The sequence below is a fragment of the Streptomyces sp. NPDC046862 genome (assembly GCF_040704615.1).
Taxonomy (GTDB): domain Bacteria; phylum Actinomycetota; class Actinomycetes; order Streptomycetales; family Streptomycetaceae; genus Streptomyces.
Genome location: NZ_JBEYXP010000020.1, coordinates 105,231 through 125,462 on the forward strand (window position 1 = coordinate 105,231; position 20,232 = coordinate 125,462).

Here is a 20,232-nt window from a genome sequence, read left to right on the forward strand (position 1 = left end):
CAGGTGGGAAAGAAGAAGAAGCTCCCGCTCGCCTACAAACCCGCCGGGTTCGTGCTCGGCTGGCTGAGCGGCGCCCTGGCCGGGATGGCGTTCCGTGCGACGTGGAAGGCCATCCGCGACGAGGACGACGCGCCCGACGCCCTGGACCAGGACCGTGACTGGGGCGAGATACTGCTGGCCGCGGCGGTCCAGGGCGCCATCTTCGCGGTGGTGCGCAGCGCGGTGGACCGCGCGGGCGCGACGGTCATCGAGCACCGGACGGGGGTGTGGCCGTCGTCCGACAACAACGGCCGGGACTGAGGACCGGGACCGCGCGGCGGACCGACGGCCGCGCGGCGTTCCCCCGCCGGGACCGGGCGCAGGTGTCGGACGAGGGGGACTCAGCCCTGTTTCGGCGCCGTGGGCCGGACGCGGCGCAGGGTGAAGGAGTGGCCGGCCGGGTCGGCGTAACCGCGCTCCTCGAACGGCCCGGCCGGCTCCTTCGTGTCCACGGGGCGCCCACCGAGCCCCACGACCCTGCGCTCGGCCTCGTCGAGGTCGTCGACGAGGAAGTCCAGGTGGGCCTGGAGGGAGTTCTCGGGGCGCGGCCAGCTCGGCGGGGTGGCGTTCACGTCGCGGCGGAACGCCATCCGGGTGCCGCCGGCGCCGCAGATCTCGACCCGGTTGGCGGACGCGTCCGTCTCCTCGGCGTCGAGCAGTTCCTTGTAGAAGGCGGCGAGCTTCTCGGGCTCGGCGCAGTCCAGTACCACGACGCCCGTCTCTACGAGTGCCATCGTTCCTCCGTCGGTGTCCCGGGCGCGGGCGGCGGTCCGCCGGCGCCTGTGCGCTGCGGGTACCCCGTACCAGGGAAACAGTCGGGCGTCGGGCGGGGCTGGCGCGAAGTGCGGGTGGGGGGTGGCTGGTTGGAGCGGGTCGGGCCGGTTTGGTCGCTGCGGGGCCGTCCCCGGAGGTTTTCGCCCCCGCCGCCCCTGCCCTCCCCCACTCTCGGCTTCGCTCGAGCGGGGGACCCCCATCATCCCCAGGGGCTGCGCCCCTTCGACCCGCCACGGGGCTCCGCCCCGGACCCCGCTTCGGGGCCGGCCCCCGGACCCCCGCTCCTCAAACGCCGGAGGGGCTGGATGTACGCGGGCGGCAGGGGCGGAACAACCGCCGACGCCTCGCACGCCTCTGGCCACAGCTGTACCACCAGTAATCGACGTCACACCATAGACCGTTCCCCGCGTGGGCAGTCTCGTAGCGCATTTTGAGCCTTCAACTTCCGGCTGAAAATGCGTGGTTGGAGTCTGCGAGAGGATGCGGCATGCCGCAGCACGTCCGGTTCGATCTCCCCTTCGACACCCCCGTCAGTCAGCATCTGGAATACGCCCGTGGCCGCCATCTGCGCTGGGTGTGGGACATGCGCCTGGTGCGCAGCAAGGCCGCGTTCGACGAGTACCGGTCATGGGACCTGCCGCAGGCGGCGGCCCGGACCTACCCCCACGCCTCGGCCGAGGACATGGTCGTCCTCATGAACTGGTTCTCCCTGGCCTTCCTCTTCGACGACCAGTTCGACACCGCACAGCCCGACCGGGCCGACCGCATAGCGGAGGTGGCGCGGGAGCTCATCGCCACTCCGCTGCGTCCGGCGGGTACGGCACCGAGGGTGGTCTGCCCGATCACGCTGGCCTGGGCGGAGGTCTGGGCACACCTCTCGGAGGGCATGTCGCTGACCTGGCGCACCCGGTTCGCGGCCTCCTGGGGCCGGTTCCTGGTGGCGCACACCGAGGAGGTCGACCTGGCGGCCCGGGGCCTGGCCGGGACGCTGAGCCTCGCGGAGTACGCCGAGTTCCGGCGCCGCACGGTGGGCATCCACCACAGCATCGACGCCGGTGAGCGCAGCCGCGGCTTCGAGGTGCCGGCGCAGGTGCAGGCCCACCCACTGATGGTGCGCCTGCGTGATCTGGCCGCCGACACCATAGGGTTCATGAACGACATCCACTCCTTCGAGCGCGAGAAGCGCCGGGGCGACGGCCACAACCTCATCGCCGTCCTGCACCGTGAGCGCGGCTGCTCCTGGGAGGAGGCCGCCGACGAGGCGTACCGGATGACCACGACGTGCCTCGACGAGTACCTCGCGTCGGAGGCCCAGGTGCCCGAGATGTGCACCGAGTTGGGGCTCACCGACGAGCAGGGCGAGCAGGTGCGCATGGGCGTGGAGGCCATCCAGCACTGGATCAACGGCAACTACGAGTGGGCGTTGACCTCGGGCCGGTACACGGCGGCGAAGGAAGGGCCCGCGGCGTCGGCCGAGTTGGCGGGGAAGGGGTCCTTGGACGACCTTCTCGCCGTGTGAGGAGCCCCCGCCCGGCCGTCCGTGTCCGTGCGGCCGGGCAGGGCGTCCTGGGACGGGAACGGGAACGGGAACGGGAACGGGGACGGGGACGGCTCAGGGCGTGAACGCGACCGGCAGGCTGTCCAGCCGTGACTCCCAGGTGGAGGCCGTCGAGGTCAACTCCTCGGCCGGCGCGGTGAGATGAAGGCCCGGCAGCCGGTGCAGCAGTGCGGCCACCGCGCCCTCGATGATGCCCTGGCCGAGGCTCTGGCCTGGGCACTCGTGCGGGCCACCGCTGAAGGCCAGGTGGGACTGGTTGCCCTGCACGGAGACGCCGGTGTCCGGGCGGATCTCCGGGTCCAGGTTGCCGGCGGCGAGCCCCAGCACCAGCAGGTCGCCCTCCTTTATTCCGGTGCCGCCGAGTTCGAGGTCGGCGGTGGCGAACCGGCCCGGCAGCACGGCCAGCGGAGGCGTGTTCCACATGACCTCCTCGACCACCGAGGACACGTTCAGCTCGCCGCTGACGAGCCCGGCCAGCCGTGAGGCGTCGGTGAGGATCAGCTGGAGCACCCGGGCGAGGAGGTTGCTGGTGGTGGTGTGCGCCGCGATCAGCACCAGGCGGAGGTGGCCCAGTACCTCGTCCTCGTCGAGTCCGGCATGGTGCTCCAGGAGCCCGGTGGTGAAGTCGGAGCCGGGCTCCTCCCTTTTGCGCTCGGCGAGTTCACCGAGGATGCGCATGATGCGGTCGTTGTGCGCGAGGGCGTCCGCGCCGCCCTTGATGACATGGGCGCAGGACTCGGCCAGGGTGCGGCCCTCGCTGGCGGCGAGCCCGAAGACACGGGTCAGTACCAGCATGGGCAGGTACTCGGCGAAGTCGGCGACCAGGTCGGCGGTGCCCCGGTCCGCGAACGCGTCGATCTGCTTGTTCGCGAAGTGCGTGACGTGCCTGCGGATGCCCCGGCTCGCGACGGCGTGCAGGTTGTCGGTGACCGCGCCGCGCAGCCTGCGGTGCGGCTCGCCGTCCTGGGACACGCAGTCGGGCCGCCAGCCCACCATCTGGATGAGCGGCGAGGCGGCCTCGATCCGGCCCTCCTTCCAGTCGCGCCAGATACGGGAGTCGCGGCTGAACTGCAGGGGGTTGTCGAGCACGCGCCGGCACTCGCGGTAGCCGAGCACCAGCCAGGCGGGGACGTCCCCTTCGAGCAGGACCGGGGCAACGGCGCCGTACTCCTTGCGCAGCCGGGCGTAGATGCCGTGCGGGTCGACCGACGCGTCGGGGCCGTACAGGCGGGTGACGTCACCGTGGGCGACGGGGCACCCTCGCCCTGCCTCCGGATCCGGTTCGTTTAAGGGGTGTTCGGTGGTCGGAGGCTGGTCGTTCATCGGGGCTCCAGGGCGACGGCAGAGCGATCCTTGAGATGGTGGATCAGGGCGACGAGTACGTCCCGGCTGGACGCGCGGTCGCGGGCGTCGAAGGCCACGACCGGGATGTGCTCCGGGATGTCGAGGGCGTCGCGGATCTCCTCGACCGGGTGCTCGGTGGAGTCGGGGAAGACGTTGAGCGCGATGACAAAGGGGACGTCCTGCCGCTCCATCTCCTCTATGGCCCGGAAGCTGGAGGCGAGGCGCCGGGTGTCGACGATGACGACGGCGCCGAGAGCGCCCTTGAACAGGCCGTTCCACAGGAACCAGAACCGCTCCTGGCCCGGGGTGCCGAACAGGTACAGCACCAGCTCGTCGTTGATGCCGATCTTGCCGAAGTCGAGGCTGACCGTGGTCTCCTGCTTGTCCGTCACCCCTATGAGATGGTCGACGCCGGCGCTGGCCTCGGTCAGGGTCGCCTCCGTGGTGAGCGGCCTGATGTCGCTGACCGAGCGGACCAGGGTGGTCTTCCCCGTACCGAAGCCGCCGGCGATCATGATCTTCACGGACCGGGTGCCCCCGGCCGCCGCCCCGTGGGGGTGGTCAAAGCCTTTCAAGTCCACTGAGTACCTCCTCAAGGAGCGCGAGGTCGGGCCCGCGGTCGGCGTCGGACGCCGGGATGGGGTCACGGGCTTCGATCCGGTCCGCGTCGAGCAGGTCGGCGAGGAGCACCGCGAGAATGTTGAAGGGCAGTCCGAGATGGGCGCCGAGTTCGGCGACCGACAGCGGATCACGGCAGCGCCGGAGGATCTCCTCGTGCTCGTGCTGCATGCCCTGTGCGGGGGCGGAGCGGGCGAGGATGAGGGTCGCCACGTCGAGGCTCGACGCCGAACCGCCGCCCGGTCCGCTGCGGCCGCCCGTGAGGACGTAGTAGCGCTCGAGACCGGGAGGGTCCGTGGGCCGGCGGGGAGCACTCATCCAGAGTGATCCTCCACGCGCGGAGTGGTGCCGAGGAGGTCGCCCATCCTGCGGGCCAGGTCCATCATCTGGTGACCGAGGAGGCCCTGGTCGAGGCCCTCCCTGGCGAGCACTCCCAGGTACGTCTCGACTCCGGCCCGCACCACGAAGAGGTGGCCGCCGTCGACCTCGATCATGGCGAGCCGGAGCTGGCCCGCGTACTTGGGGAACTGCTCGGCGACGGGCTGCGCGAGCGCCTGCAGGCCGGCGACCACGGCGGCGAAGCGGTCGACGTCGTCGGGGTCCTCGGCGCCGAAGGAGGTGATGGCCTTGCCGTCGCTGGAGGCGACGAGGGCGAAGCGGATCTCCTGGATGCTCTCGACGAGGTCGCGGAGCGCCCAGCTCACATCGGTTCCGTGTTGCGTCATGAGGACTGGTCGCTTTCTTCCTTGTGCTGCTCGGTGGACGCGCGGGTGCCGGTGTGCTCGTCGGCGACGGCGCTGTCGCGTCCGGCGGTCGCCCGGCCGGCCGCGGTGTCCGTCTCGGGCCCGTCGGCCGCGCGCTCCGTGGAGATCCCCCGTCCGGCCGTGGCGAAGGCGGCGAGGCCCCGGAAGGACGTGTCCGGCGGTACGGCGGAGGCGGCGGCCTCGGCGCGGTCCGCGGCCCTGGTACGAGCCGCGGCCGGCTCGCCGCGCCTGCTGCGGCGCCGGGGCAGGCCGCCGGGCGTGGTGTCCGGCTCGTCGCCGCCCTCCGCGTCCTCCGTGTGCTCACCGCGCCCGGTGGGCGCCGTCGCAGCCGGTGCGGCCGTCGCACGGTCCGCCGCGGGCGCGGCGGTTCCGGGCCGGTCGGCCGGGGCGGAGGCGGGTGCCGCGGGCAGCGGGCTGAAGTACTTGTGCGGGACCACGACGACCACGGAGGTGCCGAGCCAGGGCGAGTCCGCGAAGGTGACACGGATGCCGTAGCGGCGGGCGAGGGCGCCGACGACACGCAGGCCGAGGTTGGCGTCCTCGGAGATGCCGCCGAGGCCGGGTCCGGCCGCCGTACCGGCGAGGGCGTGCTCGGCCTCTCGCTTCTTCTCCTCGCTCAGGCCCTTGCCCGCGTCCTGGATCTCGATGCCGACGCCGTTCGGGACCTCCTTGCCCGACACGAGCACGGGCTCGGTGGGCGGCGAGTAGCGGGCCGCGTTGTCCAGGAGGTGGGCGAAGACGAGGGTCAGGTGGTCCACCAGGCCGCCGTCGACGCCCAGGTCGGGCAGATGACGGACCTGGACGCGGTCGAAGTCCTTGATGCGGCCGATGCCGCCGCGGACCACGCTGAGCAGGCGCTGCGGCTCCTGCCACTGCCGTCCGGGCCGGTCGGAGCCGCCGAGGACGCCGACACTGGCGGCGAGACAGTCGGCGGGGCCGATCGCCTGGTCGAGCTCCATCAACCCCCGGGCGACGGCCGGCAGCCGACCGTGCTCGCCCTGCAACTCGTGCAGACGGCCACGGAGTTTGCTGGTGAGTACGTGAATACGGTTGCCGATGCTGACGACGGCCTGCTCGGCGGCGGTGGAGCGGTCGAACTCCTCCTCGACGGCGATGAGCGAGGTCCGCAGCACCTTGCGCAGCTCGGCCCGCAGGTCGGCGCTCACCTCCGCGCACTGGGTGATGGTGGGCAGCACGTCGTCGATGGACTCACCCTCGCGCAGTCGCTTCAGGGCGTCGGGCAGCTGCTGTGCGGCGAGTTGGGCCACCGCCGCCTGCTGCTTGTCCAGTTGCTCCTGCCAGGCCTGGTTCCGCTCGGCGAGCCGGGCCTCGTACTCGCGCGTCTGCTCGGTGTGGCGCTCCTCGTACACGGCGCGCTCGGCGGCGAACGACTGTTCCAGTGCGGCCACGTGCTGCTGCCACTGCTGGGCGTGCTCGGCCTGTGCCCCTCGAAAGGCGTCCGCGCTGCTTCTCAGTTGACGCCGCGAACGGATGAGCAGGCGTACACAGACGGCACAGGCGGCCGTCGCGGCTCCACCGGCGGCCACGGCCAGACCGGCCCAGTCGGGGGCGGCGACCGCGGCGGCGACGGTCCCACCCCCTGAGGCCAGTGGCAGCAGCCACCAGCTGTACCAGGCGACGGGCGGCCGTGCCGCCGGAGGCGGAGTGGCGAGTTCCATCTGCATCCTTCGAAGCGACACGATCGTACAAGGGGGTGTGCAAGGGAGTCGCACTCATGAGTACGCACCGAGAGCCGACCCCATTGCGATCGCGTCAACTCACGGCGCCGCAAGGGAGCTTATAGGGTCGGCGAGCGGAATGATCAACCACTCCGCCGCCCACCCGTCAAGGATTCGTCACCCTCCGCAGGAATTCCTCATGTCGACAGGTTCCGCTCCTCACCTTCGCAGTTGTGTACAAGACAACCGCTCCCGCCGTTCCGGGTCGGTGACGCCGAGCCCCACGCGGGGCGCCAGGGCGAGGACGCCGACCTTCCCGAGGTGTGCGTTGTCCTGGACCAGCCGGGCGGCCTCCGCGGTCTCGGCGAGCGGGTAGGTGGCGGTCAGCGCGGGCCGGAGGTGACCGATGTCCAACAGGCGTCCCACCGCGGCCTGTTCCCGCAGGTTGGCGCCGTGGCTGCCGATGACCCGCTTCAGCCGCATCCAGAGGTAGCGGTTGTCGAACTCGTGCTGATAGCCCGAGCTGGAACCGCACGTCACGACGGTCCCGCCGCGCCGTACGACGAAGACGGAGACCCCGAAGGTGGCACGGCCGACGTGCTCGAAGACGATGTGCGGGTCCTCCCCCGTCTCGGCCCGGATCCGCCGGCCCAGCCGCTTGCCCACGGCGATCGGGTCGACGGGGGCATCGCCGGTGAGGCCGATCTCCTCCCGGTTGATCACCACCTGGCAGCCGAGGCCGCGCACGTACTCCGCCTTCTCCTCACTGCTGACGACACCGACCGCGATGCCCCCGCCACCGCGCACGAACTGGATCGCGTACGCGCCGAGTCCGCCGGCCGCGCCCCAGATCAGCACGACGTCGCCCTGGGTCATGCGGGCGCCCCGGTCGCTGACGAGCATGCGGTACGCGGTGCCCGCGCACAGTGGGTTGGCGGCCGCCTCCTCCCAGGTCAGGTGGGCGGGCTTGGGCAGGAGCTGGGTGGTGCGCACCACGGCGTAGTGGGCGAGGCCCCCGTAGTTGGTCTCGAAGCCCCAGGCCACCTGACCGGCGTCCATCATGCCGTCGGCGTGCGTGGCCGGGTCCTCCTCGTCGACGGACACGGGGCTGACGACGACGTGGTCACCGGCCCGCCATCTGCGCACCCCGGCCCCGGTGCGCACGACGACGCCCGACGCGTCGGAGCCGACGACGTGGAACGGCTGGTCGTGCCGGGCGGCCCAGCGGTCCTGGCGCGCGTAGTGCTTCAGGAAGGTGAAGGTCGGGATGGGCTCGAACATGGCCGACCAGACGGTGTTGTAGTTGATGCCGCTCGCCATGACGGCCACGAGCACTTCGTTCGGGGCGAGTTCGGGCATGGGCACCGGCCCGACGTGGATCGTCTTGCGGACGTCCTTGTCGGCGACTCCGGTGAAGCCGCCCACGTCCTCCTCCCTCAGATGGGCGGCGGTGAACCGGTCGGGCAGGGGCAGCTTCTCCAGGTCGGGGCCGGCGGCTCCGGCCACGACGGCCTCGGCCAGGGGATCGAGGTCCATGAGTGTCCTCCTTCGGTCAGCTCAGGCCGAGGCCTGCGGCGAGCGTCGGCCACGATGCCCGGAACTCCTGCTGCCAGTACGGCCAGGCGTGTGCGCCGCCGTTGTAGAAGTGGGTGGTGGCGGGGACGCCGAGCGCGCCCAGCCGCTGGGCGAACCGCTGCGACTGCTCCCACAGCGTCCCTTCGAGGAAGGCCCCTTCGAGGTTGTCGGGGGCGCCGCCGGACAGCCCCCTGCCCTGGGAGAAGTACAGCCCGGTGCCCTTGAGGGCGTTCGCCAGGGCGTAGGGGTTGTGCCGCTCCCAGTTGGTGCGCTGGAGTATCGAGGCCCCCCACAGGGTCAGCGGGATCAGCGACTCGCGGGCGACGATCGCGCTCATGACCAGGGGCATGCTGAGGGCCAGGGTGTCGAGGATGCCACTGTACGAGGCGGCCGCCGAGAAGAGACCGGGGCGCCGGGCGGCGAACGCGAACGCGCCGTAGCCGCCGGTGGACACACCGGCGACGACCCGCCGGGTGCCCGCCCGGTAGGTGGTGCGCAGCAGCTCCATGACCTCGTCGACGTGGAACGTCTCGTAGTCCGGGGAGCCGAGCCCGTAGTTCCACCAGTCGGTGGGGATACCGGTGGGCCCGGAGGACGGCATCACGGCGATGACGTCCTTGTCGGCGAGGAAGGCGGCGATGTCCGTCTCCCGCGTCCAGGACGTGTAGTCGTCGTGCGCGCCCTGGAGGAGGTGCAGGACGGGCCAGGTCCGGGTGGGCTGTGTCGCGTACCCGGTCGGGAGGATCACCCGTACGGGCAGGGAGGCGCCGACGGAGGGGGACGCGACCGTGAGGTCGACGGTCCGCGCGTCGAGCCACCGCTCGCCGGTGATGCGGGCGCCGGCGCCCGAGGCGGGGGTGGCCGCGACGGCCGGGGCGAGCGTCGCGGCCGCCGCCGCGAGGAGGACGGATCTGCGGGTGGGGCGGGGCAGGGGCATGGGGTGGTCCTCGTCTCTTTCCGGGCTTTCCGGGGTCCGTCACGCTCACGCGTCGCGCAGGGCCTTTCTCAGGAGCCGCGCGAGGGTGTCGACGACGGGCGGGTCGAGCAGGGCGAGGTGGTGGCCTGGCAGCGGGGCCACGGTGAGGTCGGCGCAGTGCGCGTCCCAGCCGAGGGCGGCGTCGTCGCGCTCGTAGCGGGTGTCGCGGACGGTGTGCGGGGCCGGTTCGCTCGCCCGGTAGAGCAGGGTCCTGCCGTCGTACGGCCCCGGACGGTGCCGCTCACCGCTGCGCAGGTCCAGGTACGAGGTGCGCTGGTGCTCCAGCACGGACGGCGGCAGGTCGACGGCCTCGGCGAGCAGCTTGAGGACGAGGTCGATGCGCGCGGTGTCGTCCAGGGCGGCGAGCTCGTCGTACGGGAGGGTGAGGGGGGTGCCGTAGGTGCGTTCCACGTACGCGGAGAAGCCCTCGAAGTGGCTTCGCTCGACATCGGCGGTCGTGAGGCCGTCCGGTGCCGGCAGGGGCAGCACCGAGTCGAGCAGGACGAGGGCACGGACGGTGCCGTGGGCGGCGAGTTGCCGGGCGGCCTCCTGGGCCACGAGACCGCCGTACGACCAGCCGCCCACGATCCACGGGCCGTCCGGACGCACGTCCCTGATGCGCCGGGCGAACTCCGTCGCCCTGCCGGGTACGTCGTCGGGGTCGGGCTGCCGGTCGAAGCCGTACACCGGGCGGTCCGGGGCGAGGCGTTCGGCGAGGCGGGTGTAGACGTCGGCGTCGCCGCCCGCCGCGTGGCAGAGGAAGAGGGGGGTGCCGGGGCCGCCGCCCGTGAAGGTACGCAGGTGGGTGGGCGGCTGGAGGAGGTCGGCCACCGCGCGCAGAGTGCCCCGCCGCAGCATCACCCCGGCTTCGAGCGTGACCCCGAACTCCCGTTCCACGGCGGACCGTATGCGCACGGCGGTCAGCGAGTCGAGGCCTAGGTCGGTGAGGGGCGTGTCCGGGTCGAGGCGGTCCGGGCCGAAGCCCATCACTCCGGCCACGCATCGCCGCAGCCGGTCCAGCGGGCCGGCTTCCGCCGACTGCGCGGTGTCGACCGGAGGAGCGTCGGTCCGCTCCCCGAACCAGTGGCGGCGGTGCCTCCAGCGGGGTGCCGGTACGTCCACGACACGGCCGCCCAGCCGCTCGCGCAGTTCCGGCGCCGGGACGCCGTGGACGAGGAGCGTGGCGAGACTCGTGCGGAAGGTGAGGGCGTCGTCGGTGTCCTTGCGGAGCGTGGGGACGACCAGCGCGTCCTCGGGGAGGGTGTCGGTCAGGGGGTGCAACTGCGTGGCATGCGGGGCGACTTCGAGGAAGACGCGGTGCCCGTCCTCGGCGGCGGCGCGCACGGCGTGCAGGAAACGCACCGGGTTGCGCAGGTTGGCGACCCAGTAGGCGGTGTCGTACGGTGCCGGGCCCCGTGGATCGTCCAGCACGGTCGAGTAGCGCGGACAACGGGGCGCCGTCGCGGGCACCTTCCCCAGTGTCCAGGCGAACTCCCCGAGCAGCGGCTCGACTTCCATCGAGTGACCGGCTCCGGAGACCTTCATGGGCCGGGCGAACCCGCCCTCGGCCGTCACCCGCGCGACCAGGGCGGCCACGTCCTCGGCCGAGCCGGTGACGACGCTCTGCACCGGGGACGCGTGCACGGCCACGTCGAGGGTCGCCAAGTCCTCTGCCAGGGCGTGAATCTGCTCTGCCGGGCGGTCCACCACGGCCATCGCCCCGCCCGTCAGCCGGTCGAGGAGCCGGGAGCGCACGGCGACGATCCGCGCCCCGGTGTCCTCGTCCAGCGCTCCGGACACCACGGCGGCGGCGATCTCGCCCAGGGAGTGCCCGATGACGGCGGCGGGCCGCAGGCCGTAGGAGCGCCACAGTTCGGCGAGGGCGACCTGCACGCCGTACAGCACGGGCATGACGGTGGCGGGTGAGGACAGGTCGGCGTCCGGGGAGAGGCCCTCGGTGAGAGAGAGGTCCGCGTGCCGCCGCAGCAGGGGTTCCAGGCGGGCGACGGCGTCCGCGAACGCCGGTTCGGCGGCGAGGAGTCCGCGCGCCATGCCGGGCCACTGGGAGCCGTAGCCGGAGAACACCCAGACGGCGTCGCCGCGTCTTCCCTCGCCGGTGACGACGTGCGGGGAAGGCTCCCCCGCGGCGAGGCGCCGCAGCGCTTCCGTCGTCTCCGCGCGGTCGCGGGTGACGAGGGCGGCCCGGTGGCGTCCGCGAGGAGTGCGGCCGGCGAGGGTGTACGCCACGTCGGTGTCGCTCGCGCGCGGGTACAGCCGGTCGGCGAGTTCGCCGGCGTGGGAGCGGACGCGGTCGCGGGTCGGGCCGTCGAGGAGGAGCAGCGCGGGGGTGGTGGGGCCGGGCCGCCGTGACCGGCGTGACTGTCGTGCTCCCGGCCGGTGTTCGGTGAGCACGACGTGCGCGTTCGTACCGCCGAAGCCGAACGACGACACGCCGGCGGTCGCCGTGCCGCTGTAGCGGGGCCACGGTTCCCGGGAGGTCACCACGCGCAGGCCGAGCGCGTCGAGGTCGGCGTGCGGTCCGGGGCCGGTGAAGTGCAGCTGGGGCGGGATCTCGCCGTGGTGCAGGGCCAGCACGGTCTTGATGAGCCCGGCGATTCCGGCGGCGGCCTCCAGGTGGCCGAGGTTGGTCTTGGCGGAGCCGAGGAGCAGGGGCTGGTCCAGGTCGCGCCCGGTGCCGAGCACGGCGCCGAGGGCGCCCGCCTCGATGGGGTCGCCGAGGGCGGTGCCGGTGCCGTGCGCCTCGACGTAGTCCACGGTCACCGGCTCGGGGTGCGCCTCGGCGAGGAGGGCGCGCTGGGCGTGGGCGTTGGGGGCGGTCAGGCCGTTGGAGCGGCCGTCGGAGTTGACCACCGTGGCACGGACGATCGCCAGTACGCGGTCGCCGTCGCGTTCGGCGTCCGCGAGCCGTTTCAGGACGACGACACCGCAGCCCTCGCCGCGCACGATGCCGTCCGCGCGGGCGTCGAACGCCTTGCACCGGCCGTCCGGGGCGAGCGCGCCCGTCCGGTGGAAGGCGAGTGTGACCGCCGGGGTGAGCAGGAGGTTCGCCCCGGCGGCGAGCGCGGTGTCGCACTCCCCCGACCTCAGGGCCCCCACCGCGTGGTGCGCCGCGACGAGCGACGACGAGCACGCCGTGTCCACGGCCATGCTCGGGCCGCGCAGGTCCAGGGCGTACGACAGCCGGCCGGCGGCGACGCTCAAGGCGCCGCCCGTGGCGGTCCAGGCGTCGGGGGCGGTGCTGGTGAGGTGGGCGTACTCGTTGCCGCTGATGCCGACGAACACTCCGGTGCAGGTGCCCTCGACGCGTACCGCCGCGTGGTCGAGCGCCTCGCGGGAGACCTCCAGGAGCATACGGTGCTGGGGGTCCATGGCGGCGGCCTCGTGCGCGCCGATCCCGAAGAACTCCGCGTCGAAGCCCGCGACATCGGGGAGGAAGGCGCCGTGCCGGGGAGTCTCGGCGGCGCCCGGGAAGGGGTCCCATCGACCGTCCGGGACGGTGCCGACTGCGTCCCGGCCCTCGGTGAGGAGCCGCCAGTACGCGTCGGGAGAGTCGGCGCCGCCGGGGAAGCGGCAGCCGAGGCCGATGACGGCTATGGGCGTGTCGGCCGCGGGATTGTCGGCCGCGGGAGCCTGTGTCGTGGGCAGGCCGGTCGGAGGCCGGTCGGGGGCGGCCCGGCCCGCCTGCTCCTCGCCCAGCCGCGCCGCGAGCGCCTCGATCGTCCCCGCCTCCCACAGCAGCGTGCTGGGCAGCCTCTGTCCGGCGCGATCCCCCAGCAGCGCGGCCAGGGCGACCGCGTCCCGCGAGGTGAGTCCGAGTTCCGTGAGGGGCCGGTCGTCGGCGATCTCGTCCGCGGCGAGCCCGTACCAGGCGCACAGCCGCTCGACGACCACGGTACGGACCTCACCGCGGGTCAGCGCCGTGGCGGTCACCGGGGACCGAACCCGCCGTCGAGGAAGCGGGCCCGGCTGGCGGCGCGTGCCACCTTCCCGCTGCTCGTCCGGGGCACGGCGCCCGGCGGGACGAGCACGAGGGTGCCCAGACGCAGCCCGTGGCGTGCTGACACGGCGCTGCGCACGCTGACTTCGGCCTCGCGGCGTTCCCGCAGGGTGGGTGCGGTGTCCCGGCGGTGTTCGGCGACCACGACGAGTTCCTCACCCGTGTCGTCCGGGCGGGGCACGCCGAAGGCGGCCAGGCGGTCACGGCGGACCATGGGCAGGACGGTCTGGACGGTCTCCTCGACGTCCTGCGGGTAGTGGTTGCGGCCGTCCACGACGAGGAGGTCCTTGAGCCGGCCGGTGACGAGGAGCCGGCCGTCGAGCAGGGCGCCGAGGTCTCCGGAGCGCAGCCATCCCTCCGGGCCGCCGAAGGTGTCGTCCGCGTCGCGTTTCCAGTAGCCGAGTCCGATGTTCGGCCCACGCAGCCGGATCTCCCCGACGTGGCCCTCGGGCAGTTCGCTCCCGTCGGGCCCGGTGATCCGTACCTCCTGTCCGACGGGCGCGCCGCACGCGACCAGCACGGTCGCCCCGGGGTCCGTGGACTCCTCGACGCGCCCGGCCGCCAGCGCGTCCGCGTCGCAGGACACGGTGGACGGCGGTGCGGTGCGCGAGTCCGCCGTCACGAACACGGTGGCCTCGGCGAGACCGTACGCCGGGCAGTGGGCGACCGGGTCGAGCCCGGCCGGGCCGAACGCGGCCTGGAAGCGTTCCATCGTGCCGGGTCGCACGGGCTCGCTGCCGTTGATGAGCACCCGTACGCGGTCGAGGGTGAGTTCCTCGGCCAGGGCCGGATCGGTGCGGGCGACGCAGTAGTCGTACGCGAAGTTGGGGGCGGCGCTGACCGTGCCGTCGTACGAGCCGAGCAGGCGCAGCCAGCGGGAGGGGTCCTCCAGGAACGCCGTGGGGTCCATGAGGACGGACGGGAAACCGCCGACGACGGGCGCGGCGATGCTCAGGACGAGGCCCATGTCGTGGAAGAGGGGCAGCCAGCCGACCGTCGTCGCGCTCTGCGGGTCGGCGATGAAGGCCTCGATGGCCTGGTGGGCGTTGGCGACGACGTTGGCGTGGCTGATCATCACGCCGGCGGGGGTGCGGGTGGATCCGGAGGTGTACTGGAGGTAGGCGATGTCGTCCGGGCCCGGCGAGGGGGCAGCGGGCGCATCCGGAGCGTCGAGCCCGGCCCCTGGGCTGCCTACCGGGCCGCCTGCCGTGCTGCCCACCGGGGTTCGGTCGACGGGAAGTCTGTCGACGGGGACGACCGGTGGCTCGGGGAGGCCGTAGTCCCGTAAGAAGTCCCGTACCGAGTCGGCCGTCGCCGTGTCGGAGAGCAGGCAGGCGGGTTCGCAGTCGGCGAGGACGGCGGCCAGTCGGCCTTCGTGGCCGCGAAGTTGGGGGCCGAAGAGGGGGACGGCGATCACGCGGGCGTACAGGCAGCCGAGGAACGCCGCCACGTAGTCGAGACCCTGGGGCAGGAGGAGGGCGGCGCGGTCACCGGGGGACGCGCCCGCGGCCGTGAGGCCGCCGGCGACGGCGCGGGCGCGCGCGTCGAGGGCCCGCCAGCCGAGGGTGCGGTGCGCTCCCGGCGAGTCGGGGGCGGGGAAGTCCACGTGGGTGTGGGCGCGTTGCTGCGGCCGGTGGCGGGCCCAGTGCCGCAGATGGTCCGTCAGTAAGGCCTGAGGGGTGGGCCGGGCGGAAGGCATGGCGGCTCCAACTGACCGGAGGGGTCGGACGGTTGTCGGGCTTGGCGCGGTGCACCAGGTTCCGCCGTCGGGTGCCGGTGGGGTTAGACGACGTGCTGACAGTTCGTCTCGCCGGTTCTGTCAGCTCCCTGACAAAGACGGGTCTCGATTCGGTGCTCGGGGGCAGAGCCGCGGCACCGTCCCGCCCCCGAGAATCCCTGCGACCACACCCGCGGCGAAGGGGTCGACGGTGGGACGTGCACGGTTGTTCGCGCTGCTGGCGCTGCTCACGCTGACCGGTTTCGTCACGACGCTCGACAACACGGTGATCAACGTGGCGCTGCCGACCGTGCAGCGTGAGCTCGGTCTTTCGGTCACGGATCTGGAGTGGGTGGCCGGCAGTTACGTGCTGAGCTTCGGCGCGCTGCTGCTGCCCGCGGGGCGGCTGACCGATCTGCTCGGCCGCCGCTCGGTGGTGGCCACGGGGATCGTGGTGTTCACGGCGGCCTCGGCCGCGGCGGCGGTCGCGGACAGCGGAGGGACGCTCGTCGCGGCGCGGACGGTGCAGGGCGTGGGCGCGGCGCTGGTCATTCCGGCGTCGCTGGCCGTCGTGGCCGCGGATCTCCCGGCGCACCGGCGGTCCACGGCCGTAGGACTGTGGACGTCGGCCCTGGCGGTGGCGCTGGCGCTCGGCCCGGTGGTCGGCGGGTACGTCACCGAACGGTGGTCCTGGGAGTGGGTGTTCGCGCTGAACGTGCCCTTCGGCCTGCTGGCGCTCCTGCTGGTGCCCTCGGTGCCGGCCAGGTCATCCGGGCCGGTGGATGGCGACTCGGCCCGGCCGAAGGGAGGCGAGTCGGCCGGGACGGCGGGAGGCGAGTCGGCCGGGACGGCGGGAGGCGAGTCGGCCGGGACGGCGGGAGGCGAGTCGGCCGGGACGGCGGGTTATGGAAGGCCGGCCCAGTCGGCGGGAGGCGGTTCGGCCGAGTCGGCGAGTGATGGCAGGCCGCCCAAGTCGACGGGAGGCCAGTCGGCCGGGACTGCGGATGATGGCAGGCCGGCCCAGTCGGCCGGGACTGCGAGTGTTGGCAGGCCCGCCCAGTCGGCGGGTGATGGCAGGCCGGCCCAGTCGGCGGGTGTTGGCGGGCCGGTGCGCGGCGGGATGGATCTGCCCGGCGTGTGGTGGTCCGTGCTGTCGCTGTACCTCCTCACCTACGGTCTGGTGCGCGGCGGCGAGCACGGGTTCACCAGCGCGCCCGTGCGGCTCTGTCTGGGGGTCGCCGCCCTCGCCGCGTGCGTGTTCGTGGTCGTGGAGGCCAGGACCGAGCGCCCGCTGGTCGACCTGCGGCTGCTGCGCGACCGGTTCCTCACCGGCGGAGTGCTCGCGCAGATGCTGTGGGGCATCGGCGTCAACGGCGTGTTCTTCTTCACCGCCCTCTACCTCCAGCGCGTCCTCGGCTTCTCACCGACCAGGGCGGGTCTGGCCTTCCTGCCACTGGCCGGCGCGCTACTGCTGTGCACGCCGCTCGCCGAGCGCGCCGCGCGGACACTGGGCGCGCACGTGTCGATCTCCGTGGGGCTGGGGCTGGTGGCGCTCGGGCTGCTGTACGTGTCGGGGACGGGCCCACGCGCCGGCTACTGGGACGTGCAGCCGGGGTTGCTGCTCATCGGTGTCGGGTCGGCGCTGACCACTCCCCTGACGGTGCGTTCGCTCCTGCGGGTCCCGCAGGCCCGTACCGGGATGGCCACCGGCCTCCTCAGCGCGGCACGCGAGGTGTCGGGCGTCTTCGGCGTGGTCCTGGTGGGCGTGGTGCTCACCCGCCGCGAGCGCTCCGAGCTGCGCGCCGGAGCGGATCCCCGCAGCGCCTTCCTGGAGGGCTACGACCTCGGTCTGCGGCTCGCGGCGGCCTGCGTCCTGGCCGGGGCGGTGGTCACCCTCCTCACCCTGCACCAACGGGGTCGGCATCGACGGGTCCGGCGCCTCCGGGACCGGCATCGCAGTGTGGTGGAGCGGGAACGGCTGCCGGTCGCCGGCAAGTAACCGCACGGGCCCGCGCGCGGCCGCCCGGGTGCGCCTCGTCCATGCCGACCCACGCGGGGAGAAGACCGCATGGTTACCCGCGCCGCCAATGCCGCAACCCGTGAGGTACCAGTGGTCATGGACACGTATGGGACCAGGGAGGAAAAGGGAAGTCATAGACGCGCTGCGATCACCTGAAGAAAGTCGGTGAACAGTCGTGACATCCACCGCGCCTCCCCCCATACCCAGGGCCGCGGGATCACTTCCGCTGCTGGGTCACGCGAAGCCCCTCATACGCGACAACCTCGGCTTCATCGCCTCCCTCCGTGGCTATGGCCGTCTCGTCGAGATCCGTATCCCCAAACCGATGATCGTCGTCAACGACCCCGCCCTGATCCGTACGATGCTGGTGGACCTCGGTCCGACGCTCGACAAGGGCCGCTTCTTCGAGAAGATGGGCCAGCTGCTGGGTGACAGCGTGGTCACCGCGGCCGGTGCCGAACACGTCCGCAAACGGCGCCAGTTGCAGCCCGCGTTCAAGCAGACCGAGATCACCGGGTACGTCGACCTGATGCGCGAGCAGGTCACGCGGACCACGGCCGGCTGGCGGTCGGACCAGGTGCTCGACGTGCGCGAGGTGATGGTCGAGCTGTCCCTCGACATGCTCGCCGCGACGGTGTTCTCGTCCAGCATCGACAAGAGCGCCTTCGACCGACTGCGACGCGACCTGTCCGTGGTGATGAACGGTGTCGGCACCCGCATCATGCTGCCCGACTGGGCGGAACGGCTCCCACTGCCCGCCAACCGACGCTTCATCGCCGCCCGGGACGCCGTGCGCGCGACGATCGGCGAGGCCGTGGACGCGCTGCGCGCCTCCGGCCGCGACACCGGGGACATGCTCTCCCTGCTGCTTCGGGCGACGGACGAGGAGACAGGTGAGCCGCTGACCCCTCATCAGGTCTGTTCGGAGATCCTGACCTTGGCGGTGGCCGGGACCGAGACCACGGCGTCGGTGCTGTCCTGGGTGCTGTACGAGCTGGCGCGCGATCCGGAGGTCGACGAGCGGGTCCGCGCCGAGTTGGAGGAGGTCGTGGGCGAGCACCCCGTGACCTTCGCGGACCTCACCCGGCTTCCCTACCTGGGCCGGGTGATCACGGAGGCCCTGCGGCTGCACCACACCGGCTGGCTGGTCACCCGCCGCACGCTCCGACCGACCCGGCTCGGCGACTGGGACATCCCGGCCGGCACCGAGCTGGCGTACTGCCAGCACGCCCTGCACCGGGATCCGGCGCTCTTCCCCGACCCCCTGAGGTTCGACCCGGACCGCTGGCTCGGCGACAGCCAACCGGCCCTGCCCGACGGGGCGTTCCTGCCTTTCGGCGCCGGCAAGCACAAGTGCATCGGAGACCGGTTCGCCCAGGCCGAGCTGACCACGGCGATCGCCACGATCGTCCGGGACTGGCGCCTGGAGCTCGCTCCGGGCCAGACGATCCGTCCCGTGGCGCGGGCCACCGTACGGCCGAGCACCCTTCTGATGAGGGCCCGGCCACGGGCGACGGCGGACGCCGCGTTACGCCGGGCCCGGCGCCCTGAAGGGCGTACTCCTGTACAAGGCGCGCGACCTCCAGAGCACGCCGTTCTACAGGGCACGCCTCAGAGTGAGCGAGAGCGGTCGAAAGCCCTCACGCTCGTATAACCGGATCGCGTCCGAGTTGGCCGAGTAGGCGGTCACCTCCGCCTGCTCGGCCCCCCACTCCCGGGCCCACACGAAGAAGGCGTCCGCCAGCCGGGCCCCGACCCCGGAACCCCGGTGCTGCGGGCACACGTACATGGCCATCAGCGTGGCGGACCTGAGGGGACGCATGGCCGACGGTTCCGTCAGGGATCCCGACAGATGACCCACCACCTCGCCGCCGTGGACCGCCACCAGCAGCAGCCTCGCCGGGTTCTCCAGGGCTGACGCGAACGCCGCCGCACCGTGCTCGCGGGGCCAGTCGACGTTGACGCCCGGATCCCGTGGACCACCGTCCTCGGCGAACAGCCTGGAACTGGAGACCACGAGCCCCGGTATGTCCTCGACGCGTGCTCGCCGCACGGTCACTTCTTGATCGCCCATGTCCGGAGGTTGACGGCCGGGTCTGACAACGCGACTTCCTGGACAGCCGTCCAGCTATAGTGGACACCTGTCCAAGACATGAACGAACCCACGACGGAGTCCGCAACGATGGAGATACTCGCGAACGTGCTGGTCGCGCTGGTGGCCGCCCTGCACGTGTACATCCTGGTGATGGAGATGTTCCTGTGGCAGAAGAAGCCCGGCTTCGGGTTCCACGGGTTCGATCCGGAGTTCGCGAGGCGGACCGCCGCGATGGCCGCCAACCAGGGGCTCTACAACGGATTCCTCGCGGCCGGCCTGGTGTGGGGGCTGGTCGCCGGGGACCCGACCGGCTTCCGGGCCCAGGTCTTCTTCCTCAGCTGCGTGATCGTCGCGGGCGTGTACGGCGCCGCCACCGCCAACCGCCGCATCCTGGTCGCCCAGGCCCTCCCCGGCGCTCTCGCCCTCGCCGCCGTCCTCGTCGCCCAGTGACCCCGGAGGAGCCTCAGTGACCCCGGAGGACCCTCGGTGACGCCGGACGACCCCCGGGCCGCCCGCACCCGGGCCAGACTGCGGGAGGCCCTGCTCGACGAGTGCGCCAGGCGCCCGCTGGCCGAAGTGAGCGTGGCCGCGCTGGTCCGCCGCGCGGGAGTGGGCCGGGCCACGTTCTACCTGCACTACGCCGACCTGGAGGCACTGGCCGTGGACGCCTGTGCCGACTTCGTGCGCGAGGCCGTGGACGCCCTGCACGCGTGGCGGGGCCGCCCCGACCCGGTGCGGGCGCCGGCGGCCCTGCTGGAGTTCTTCGCCGGTCTCACCCCGCACGCCGACCTGTACCGCGCCCTGCTCACCCCGGGCGGCGGGGGCCCACTCGGGCGCGTCCTGCACCGTGACCTGCGCGCCTACAGCCTCCGCGAGCGCGAACTGGCCGGGGCCGCCGACGCCCCGCTGGTCGCCTCCGCCGTGGCGGCGACCTTCGCGGGGGTCCTCGCGGACTGGCTGCACGGGCTCATCGAGGCGTCCTCGGACGACATCGCCCACCAGTCGTGGCAGCTGCTCGTCGCCCTGCACCGCAGCCGGTGAGAAGGCCCGTCGCG

At 72.8% G+C, this 20,232-nt stretch carries 17 protein-coding genes; 6 read left to right on the top strand and 11 right to left on the bottom strand.

What is annotated here, in order from left to right; translation table 11 throughout:
- Positions 1-3 precede the first annotated feature (3 nt).
- On the top strand, positions 4-300 hold the full coding sequence (locus AB0959_RS23010; RefSeq protein WP_366828333.1) for a DUF4235 domain-containing protein: 297 nt from the start codon (positions 4-6) through the stop codon (positions 298-300).
- Between the two features lie 80 nt (positions 301-380).
- Here AB0959_RS23010 and AB0959_RS23015 read toward each other — a convergent pair whose 3' ends face one another.
- Entirely contained in the window at positions 381-773 is a 393-nt protein-coding gene (locus AB0959_RS23015) for a VOC family protein (protein WP_366828334.1), read from the bottom strand.
- A gap of 527 nt (positions 774-1,300) precedes the next feature.
- Here AB0959_RS23015 and AB0959_RS23020 point away from each other — a divergent pair.
- Entirely contained in the window at positions 1,301-2,332 is a 1,032-nt protein-coding gene (locus AB0959_RS23020) for a 7-epi-alpha-eudesmol synthase (RefSeq protein ID WP_366828335.1), read from the top strand.
- Between the two features lie 93 nt (positions 2,333-2,425).
- On the opposite strand, the gene AB0959_RS23025 is transcribed toward AB0959_RS23020, so the two are convergent.
- The 9 genes from AB0959_RS23025 to AB0959_RS23065 form a co-directional block, all read right to left on the bottom strand.
- Positions 2,426-3,694, bottom strand: a complete 1,269-nt coding sequence (locus AB0959_RS23025) for a cytochrome P450 (RefSeq protein ID WP_366828336.1) — start codon at positions 3,692-3,694, stop codon at positions 2,426-2,428.
- The gene (locus AB0959_RS23030; RefSeq protein ID WP_366828337.1) at positions 3,691-4,296 is read right to left on the bottom strand and encodes an ATP/GTP-binding protein; all 606 of its coding nucleotides are present in this window, start codon (positions 4,294-4,296) and stop codon (positions 3,691-3,693) included. Before AB0959_RS23030 ends, AB0959_RS23025 begins: the two co-directional genes overlap by 4 nt.
- Positions 4,277-4,651 carry a DUF742 domain-containing protein gene (locus tag AB0959_RS23035; protein WP_366828338.1) on the bottom strand — a complete coding sequence of 125 codons (375 nt, stop codon included), beginning with the start codon at positions 4,649-4,651 and terminating at the stop codon, positions 4,277-4,279. Before AB0959_RS23035 ends, AB0959_RS23030 begins: the two co-directional genes overlap by 20 nt.
- Positions 4,648-5,058 carry a roadblock/LC7 domain-containing protein gene (locus AB0959_RS23040; RefSeq protein ID WP_366828339.1) on the bottom strand — a complete coding sequence of 137 codons (411 nt, stop codon included), beginning with the start codon at positions 5,056-5,058 and terminating at the stop codon, positions 4,648-4,650. Before AB0959_RS23040 ends, AB0959_RS23035 begins: the two co-directional genes overlap by 4 nt.
- Positions 5,055-6,776 carry an ATP-binding protein gene (locus AB0959_RS23045; protein ID WP_366828340.1) on the bottom strand — a complete coding sequence of 574 codons (1,722 nt, stop codon included), beginning with the start codon at positions 6,774-6,776 and terminating at the stop codon, positions 5,055-5,057. Before AB0959_RS23045 ends, AB0959_RS23040 begins: the two co-directional genes overlap by 4 nt.
- Before the next feature lie 219 nt (positions 6,777-6,995).
- Positions 6,996-8,312 (bottom strand): crotonyl-CoA carboxylase/reductase, encoded by a 1,317-nt coding sequence (gene ccrA, locus AB0959_RS23050; protein ID WP_366828341.1) that lies wholly within the window; start codon positions 8,310-8,312, stop codon positions 6,996-6,998.
- Between the two features lie 16 nt (positions 8,313-8,328).
- The gene (locus tag AB0959_RS23055) at positions 8,329-9,288 is read right to left on the bottom strand and encodes an alpha/beta hydrolase family protein (RefSeq protein ID WP_366828342.1); all 960 of its coding nucleotides are present in this window, start codon (positions 9,286-9,288) and stop codon (positions 8,329-8,331) included.
- Positions 9,289-9,333: 45 nt separating this feature from the next.
- Complete coding sequence (locus tag AB0959_RS23060; protein WP_366828343.1) at positions 9,334-13,278, bottom strand: type I polyketide synthase; 3,945 nt, start codon at positions 13,276-13,278, stop codon at positions 9,334-9,336.
- The gene (locus tag AB0959_RS23065) at positions 13,275-15,044 is read right to left on the bottom strand and encodes a fatty acyl-AMP ligase (RefSeq protein WP_366828344.1); all 1,770 of its coding nucleotides are present in this window, start codon (positions 15,042-15,044) and stop codon (positions 13,275-13,277) included. Before AB0959_RS23065 ends, AB0959_RS23060 begins: the two co-directional genes overlap by 4 nt.
- A gap of 229 nt (positions 15,045-15,273) precedes the next feature.
- Here AB0959_RS23065 and AB0959_RS23070 point away from each other — a divergent pair, with 229 nt between their 5' ends.
- Positions 15,274-17,061, top strand: coding sequence for an MFS transporter (locus AB0959_RS23070; RefSeq protein WP_366828345.1), 1,788 nt, complete (start codon positions 15,274-15,276; stop codon positions 17,059-17,061).
- A gap of 196 nt (positions 17,062-17,257) precedes the next feature.
- Positions 17,258-18,736: a cytochrome P450 gene (locus AB0959_RS23075; RefSeq protein WP_366828346.1), complete on the top strand. Its 1,479-nt coding sequence runs from the start codon at positions 17,258-17,260 to the stop codon at positions 18,734-18,736.
- On the opposite strand, the gene AB0959_RS23080 is transcribed toward AB0959_RS23075, so the two are convergent.
- The gene (locus AB0959_RS23080; RefSeq protein ID WP_366828347.1) at positions 18,680-19,156 is read right to left on the bottom strand and encodes a GNAT family N-acetyltransferase; all 477 of its coding nucleotides are present in this window, start codon (positions 19,154-19,156) and stop codon (positions 18,680-18,682) included. The two genes, AB0959_RS23075 and AB0959_RS23080, sit on opposite strands and share 57 nt — an antisense overlap.
- A 108-nt stretch (positions 19,157-19,264) precedes the next feature.
- On the opposite strand from AB0959_RS23080, the gene AB0959_RS23085 reads away from it, so the two are divergent.
- Together AB0959_RS23085 and AB0959_RS23090 are read left to right on the top strand one after the other, a co-directional pair.
- A complete protein-coding gene (locus tag AB0959_RS23085) occupies positions 19,265-19,627 on the top strand; it encodes a DUF1304 domain-containing protein (RefSeq protein ID WP_366828348.1) in 363 nt (120 codons plus the stop codon).
- Between the two features lie 36 nt (positions 19,628-19,663).
- Entirely contained in the window at positions 19,664-20,218 is a 555-nt protein-coding gene (locus AB0959_RS23090) for a TetR/AcrR family transcriptional regulator (protein ID WP_366828349.1), read from the top strand.
- The last annotated feature ends 14 nt before the right edge of the window (positions 20,219-20,232 follow it).